This is a genomic window from Nitratidesulfovibrio liaohensis (assembly GCF_011682075.1).
Lineage (GTDB): Bacteria > Desulfobacterota > Desulfovibrionia > Desulfovibrionales > Desulfovibrionaceae > Cupidesulfovibrio > Cupidesulfovibrio liaohensis.
This window is the reverse complement of the sequence record NZ_VSMK01000136.1, coordinates 1-6,158: the sequence shown is the minus strand read 5'-3', so window position 1 is coordinate 6,158 and position 6,158 is coordinate 1. Positions and strand designations below refer to the sequence as shown.

Here is a 6,158-nt window from a genome sequence, read left to right as displayed (position 1 = left end):
GCCCACCTCGCGCTCGCCCGCGCGCCGTGCCCAGCGGGCCAGCCCGCGCGCCTTGCGCACCAGCGGTTCCGGGTCTTCCAGCAGGCCGGTGACGTGCTCGATCTTGCGGGCCGCCTGTCCGGCAAGGTCCGGGTTGCCCGCTTGCGCCGCCACGAGCGCCAGGCGGCGGTAGCCCGGCAGGGTGGGAAAGAAGTAGCAGTGCAGCAGCCGCACGCCCGAGGCTTCCAGATATCTGCCGTGTTCCTCCAGAAACGCGGCCAGCAGCTCGTAGCCGGACTGCCACAGCGGGTCGGCCTGCAAGGCCTGCCAGCATCTGCCGGGTTCGAAGTCGGCATGCTCCGCCAGCAGTTCCGACTCGCGCGCGGGCGGCAGGGTCAGGTAGGTTTCCAGCCACGGGGTCAGGGCCAGTTCGAAGCCGTCGCGCCTGGCCAGCTTGTGCAGGTCCGGCCCGAAGCAGCCGGAACAGCGCCGGTTGAGCCGGGCCGCGTTGGCCGCGTCGTGGTCGCGGCGGCCGGGGGTGCGGCTTTCCAGGTGATACACCCGGCTTTCCGCCACGCAGGCCAGCTTCAGCCCCCGTTCGCGGATGCGCCAGCACAGTTCCAGATCCTCGCTGCCGTTCAGGTACCCTTCGTGAAAGCCCCCGCAGCCCGCGAACAGCGTGCGCTCCATGAGCAGGGCCGCGCCGGTGATGGCCTGCAACGGACGCCGCGCGGCCACCGCCGGGTGCGTTGCCGGAAAGTTGGCGTACAGGTGTTCCGTGGCCAGCGACGGCGTGAAGGCGATGCCGCAGTGCTGCACCCTGTCCGTATCCGGATAGAGCAGCAGCGGTCCCACGGCCCCCAGCCGGGCGTCGTCGTCCAGCGCGCGCAGCAGGGGCGGCAGCCAGCCGGGCGTGACCAGGGTGTCGTTGTTCAGGAACAGCAGCCTGCCCGCACGCGCCTGTGCCGCACCAAGGTTGCTGGCCACGGCGAAGCCCTTGTTTTCCGGCAGGCGGATGGGCCGGAAAAGCTCGCCGAACAGGGAGCGTCCCAGCGGTTCAAGGTCGCTGGCGGTGGCGTCGGTGGAGCCGTTGTCCACCACGATGATCTCCAGCACGCCGCCGGGGGTATGCGCGTGCAGGCTTTCCAGGCAGCCGCGCGTGAGGTCCCAGAGGTTCCAGGCGGGAATGATGACGGAGACGAGTGGGGCTTTGGCGGTCATGGGGTATGGCTCGTGCGCGTGCGGACGCTGTGCAGCAGGTGAGGGGGAAAGGGCGATTACCCGGCGCCCGGCGCGGGCAGTGCCGCCAGCGCGGCGGCCTTGCGCAGCAGGTCCTGCCGGGCCAGCGCGGCGGATGCCTCGCGCGCCTGTCCGGCCTTGTTCGCCGGGTGCAGGTGCTCCAGTTTGATCCGGTTGCCGAAAATGTGCGCGCTGCGTGCCCGGCTGGTGGCCTGACGCAGGCTGGAATGCTGCATGTGGCGCACCCGCACCGTGCCCGCGTACCACACCGGCAGCCCGGCCAGCGTGCAGCGGATGTCCCGCTCAAGGTCGTCGAACTGGCTGGGAGTGAAACGTACGTCGAACGCGCCCACCTGCTGCACGGAGGCCATGGAGACCATGTGGCAGCAGCCGGAAACCGAGAGGCAGGGCCGGGTGTAGGCGGTAAGCAGGGTGTCCGAGCTGCCTGCCGAGTTGCCGTGAATGTGCCAGTGTTCGTCCAGATCGGCGAAGCTGCGGGTGCCCATGTCCGGCGGCAGGGCGAAAAAGTCGGCGCATTGCAGCGCGTGCGGCGGGGTGTGGTCGGTAACCGCGCAGCCGATGGCCCCCCAGCCGGGCCGGGCGTGGGCCACGGCCAGCAGGCCGTCCAGCCAGTCGGGGTCCAGCAGCACGTCGTCGTCCAGGAACACGGCATGGTCGCGCTGCTGCACATCGGGCAGGGACAGCAGCCAATTGCGGGCGGCGGGGGCGCCCACGTTCACCGGCAGGCGCACCACGGTGAATGGCGAACCCCAGTCCGCAGCCATGGCGCGAAACATGTCTTCCGTGCCGTCCTGCGAACCGTTGTCCAGCGCGAAGACCGGCGCCCCACGAAAGCCCGCCGCGCGCAGCGAGCGCAAGGTCTGCGCCGCAAGGTCGCGTTTGTTCCAAGTATACAGCAGGATGGCGGGCGGGGCCATGTCCGCCGGGGGAGCGGGCAGGGGGTGCAGCAGTTCGTGCAGGGCCAGGGTGAGATTGGGATGGTACGGGGCCTCGCGCCACAAAGGCAGTAGCAGGGCGGCGGCGTCGGAAGCGTGTCCCGGCCTGATCAACTGATCTGGCCTGACCGACCGATCCAGCCGGATCAGCAGTTCGGCGCGGCGCAGTGCGTACCACGGGGCAAAGGGGGATGCGCTTGCGTTGGCGGCGTCCTGTTCCGTCAGTTCGTCCAGCCGCCGCAGGGCCTCGGCGGGGTCCAGCCGTCGCACGGCCCATTCGGCGCGCAGCCTGTGGGCCACGGTTTCCGGCAGGGCCAGCGGGACCGACAGGGCGGCGCGCAGCAGGATTTCCAGCGTGGTGTCGTCCGCAACCGGAAGCACCGGGGCAGCTGCTTCGTCCGTGGGCGGGGCAACGGAATTTTCGTGGCGCACGCACCATTCCACACCGCGCGCCAGCCAGAACAGACCGTGCGCCGGGTCGGCCAGCCGGGGCAGCACCACGTCCAGCATGGTCTGCGCCGGGGCGGCCGCCGGACCGCCATGGGCATTCAGGGCAGTATCCAGCGCGCCGAAGTCGGCGGGCACGCGCACCCTGTCATGCAGGCGGGCCACCAGTTCGCGCAGGGCCGGGTCGAACGCCTGCGGGGCGTCTTCCATGATGGCGCGCAACAGGGCGGCAAGGCGGGTGTCCAGCGGGTTGTCGCGCCAGCCCCACAGGGCCATGCCCACCCCGGCTGCCACCAGGCCGGGGTCGCCACCTGCGTTTTCGATGGCGCCGCGCGCCAGCCGGAACTGGTTGTCCGCGCCCATGGCCCCGCATTCCCACAGGGGTACGCGGTCCATGAGGGTTGCCAGTAGCGCCGTGACCTGGGCCGGATGGGGTGCGGGGATGCCGTGCGGTTGCGCCATGCGTGTTGCGGGGATGCGGGTTGGCGGGATACAACGCGCCGAAACGTGTGCCCGTCGCGGCGCGCGGATCGACCGATGCGGCACTGTGGGCGGTAACGCCCGGAATGTCAATTGAACCCGCCGGAGCCCCCGTGACCTCTCCCGCCCTTGCCCGTCCCCGTTGGCGTTCCCTGCCCGGCGACCTCGCCGCCGCCCTGCTCAAGGGCGGGGTGGGGCAGTTGCACCTTGTCGGCATTGCCGAGATGGCCCTTGCGGCCATGAACACGCCGGAAGGTGCCGCGTACGGCCCTGCCGACCTGTTCGCGCTGGGGGCCGACGCCCTGTGCGCCGCGTGGGAGGCAGACCCGCTGGATGGCCGCACGGCGGGCCAACTGGTTGCGCTGCACAAGGCCCGGCCTTTCCTGCCCACGCCAGTGTTCCGGGTGGCGGAACTGCTGTCCGCCCTGGACGTGCCCCCGCCGGATGCCGAAGTGCGGCAGTTGGTCCAGTTGCTCCAGCAGCGCGATGCCGATGCCTCGTGCCGTCTGCTGGATCGCCAGCGTCGCGCCCAGCCGGGCAACACTTTCTGGCTGCGGCAGGCCATGGTGGTGGGCATGACGGAGGCCCGCCACCAGTGGCTGGACGCGTGGCTGTCCGGGTTGTCCACAGGCCCCGGTAATATTCCCTCTCCCATTGTCGCTGCCCTGCGCGGCGACGTGGCCTTCGCACACGGCGACATGGCCGGGGCAGCCGCCCTGTACGCCGTTGCGTGCAAGGCCCTGCCGCTGACTGCATGGAAGGTCCGGCATGCCGAGTGCCTGTACCGCGCGGGCGACCGTGACGGTGCCCTGGCACTGTGGCGCGCGGCGGCGGAGGCCCGCCCCTGGCAGATCAATCTTCTGCTGCGTCTCGACGACGTGACGCAGGGCCGCGACCTGCCGGGCGACCTGCCCGCCGGGCGCGGCGCGGTGCTGTTCTACACTTGGAACAAGGCCGAGTGCATCGACGAAGCCCTGGCCTCCGTTGCCGCGTCCGACCTTGGCGACGCCCGCGTGGTGGTGCTGGATAACGGCTGCACCGACGCCACCCCCGCCGTTCTGGCCCGTTGGGCAGAATGCGCTCCCGGTCGCCTGGGTGAGCGGCTGCATACCGTCACCCTGCCGCTGAACATCGGCGCGCCCCCCGCCCGCAACTGGCTGCTGACCCTGCCGGAAGTCCGCGCCTGCGACTGGGTGGCCTTTCTGGACGACGACGCCACCGTGCCGCCTGACTGGCTGCGCCTGTTCGGCGCGGCCATGGCCGCCCACCCCGCCGCCAACGTCTACGGCTGCCGCGTGGTGGACCATTCGGTGCCCATGCTGCTCCAGTCCGTGGACCTGCATCTGGACCCCGGCGGCGACATGGCCGCCGCGCCGGAAAATGCCCCCGGCTACCGCCGCCGGTTCTCCGTCTCCGACCTGCATTTGCAGGAACTGGACTTCGGCCAGTTTTCCTACCAGCGCCCGTGCGTGTCCGTGACCGGTTGCTGCCATCTGTTCCGCCGCGCCGTGTTCGACGCCGTGGGCCCCTTCGACCTGCGCTACGCCCCCAGCCAGTACGACGACCTGGAGCATGACCTGCGCCGCAGCCTGCGCAACGACCTGCCCGTCTATCAGGGCCACCTGGCCGTGCGCCACATGAAGCGCACTGGCCGCGCCGCCTGGACCGACCCCGCCCAGTTTTCCAATGCCTGGGCCAACATGTACAAGCTACAGTACCGCTACACCCGGCCCGACTTCGATACCCTGCGCCAGCACGACCACGCCGCCCTGCTGGCCGATGTGGAAGCAAGAGGGATTTAGAGAGAAAGATTGAGAAGAAAATCGGGGCGGGGAGGGGAACCTTTTGCGGCAGCCGTAGGCGAGTCTGCGAGCCGTACGGATGGCGTCCGCAGAGCGTGAAAAGTTTCCTTCCCCTCCCCGAACCCCACCCCTTCCTTCTAAAACTTTTCAAATGGGTGGCGAAAGTAACCCGACATGGAATGGCTGAAGCGAATTCATATCGAGTTAAGGGGGGTTATCCCTTTATAGCCCATGCTCCAGAATAAAAAGTTTGCGGGGGATGGGGTTCGGGGAAGGGGGAGCTTTTTAAAGCTCCCCCTTCCCCGATTCTCTTCAGATTTTATCCAGTGGGGGCACACCTTCCATCCATGCGGCGAAGCTGGCGCGGGCGCGTTCGGCGTACAGGGCCTTGCGGTCGCGTTTCTTGGCCCGCTGGGTCAGTTCGGGCATCAGGCCGAAGTTGACGTTGGAGGGTTGAAAGTTCTTGGCGGGGGTGCGCAGGTGCTGGAGCAGCGCACCGAGGGCGGTGTCCACAGGTGGCTGGGGCAGGTCGCGGCCCAGGGCGCGGGCGGCCAGCACCATGCCCAGCCACAGGCCGCAGGCGGCGGATTCCACGTAGCCTTCCACGCCGGTGATCTGCCCGGCCAGATGCACGTGGCGGTGGGGGCGCAGGGCAAGGTCGTCTGCCAGCACGAGGGGCGCGTTGACGTAGGTGTTGCGGTGCATGGAGCCGTGGCGCACGAATTCGGCGTTGGCCAGCCCGGGGATCATGCGGAACACGCGTTCCTGCTCGCCGTACTTGAGCTTGGTCTGGCAGCCCACAAGATTGTAGGCGGTGCGATTCAGGTTTTCGGCGCGCAGTTGCACGATGGCGTAGGGGCGCTGGCCGGTGCGCGGGTCGGTGAAGCCCACGGGCTTGAACGGCCCGAAGACCAGGGTGCGTTCGCCGCGTTCGGCCAGTGCCTCGATGGGCATGCAGCCCTCGAAGTGGACTTCCTTCTCGAACTCGTGGGTGGGGGCCTTTTCGGCGGCCAGCAGGGCGGCGTGAAAGGCCTCGTACTCCTCGCGGTTCATGGGGCAGTTCAGGTAGTCGCCCTCGCCCTCGTCGTAGCGCGAGCCCTGAAAGGCGATGGAGGTGTCGATGGATTCGGCGGCGATGATGGGCGCGATGGCGTCGTAAAAATACAGGTGGCGCGAGCCGACCACCTCGGCCAGCGATGCGGCCAGCGGTTCGCTGGCCAGCGGCCCGGCGGCCACCACGGCCACGTCGGCGGCG

General features: G+C 69.4%; 4 protein-coding genes. 1 reads left to right on the top strand and 3 read right to left on the bottom strand.

All coding sequences use genetic code 11. The features are described from left to right. Together FVW27_RS05885 and FVW27_RS05880 are read right to left on the bottom strand one after the other, a co-directional pair. Positions 1–1,200 (bottom strand): glycosyltransferase family 2 protein (locus tag FVW27_RS05885; protein WP_167123546.1); only part of this gene is annotated, 1,200 nt, incomplete at its 3' end. Between the two features lie 56 nt (positions 1,201–1,256). Further along, positions 1,257–3,083 (bottom strand): glycosyltransferase family 2 protein, encoded by a 1,827-nt coding sequence (locus FVW27_RS05880; RefSeq protein ID WP_167123544.1) that lies wholly within the window; start codon positions 3,081–3,083, stop codon positions 1,257–1,259. Between the two features lie 131 nt (positions 3,084–3,214). Here FVW27_RS05880 and FVW27_RS05875 point away from each other — a divergent pair, with 131 nt between their 5' ends. Then, the gene (locus FVW27_RS05875) at positions 3,215–4,903 is read left to right on the top strand and encodes a glycosyltransferase (RefSeq protein WP_167123542.1); all 1,689 of its coding nucleotides are present in this window, start codon (positions 3,215–3,217) and stop codon (positions 4,901–4,903) included. Positions 4,904–5,215: 312 nt separating this feature from the next. Here the strand turns inward: FVW27_RS05875 and trmFO are convergent. Further along, on the bottom strand, positions 5,216–6,158 hold a 943-nt coding region (gene trmFO, locus FVW27_RS05870), incomplete at its 5' end, for a methylenetetrahydrofolate--tRNA-(uracil(54)-C(5))-methyltransferase (FADH(2)-oxidizing) TrmFO (protein ID WP_167123539.1).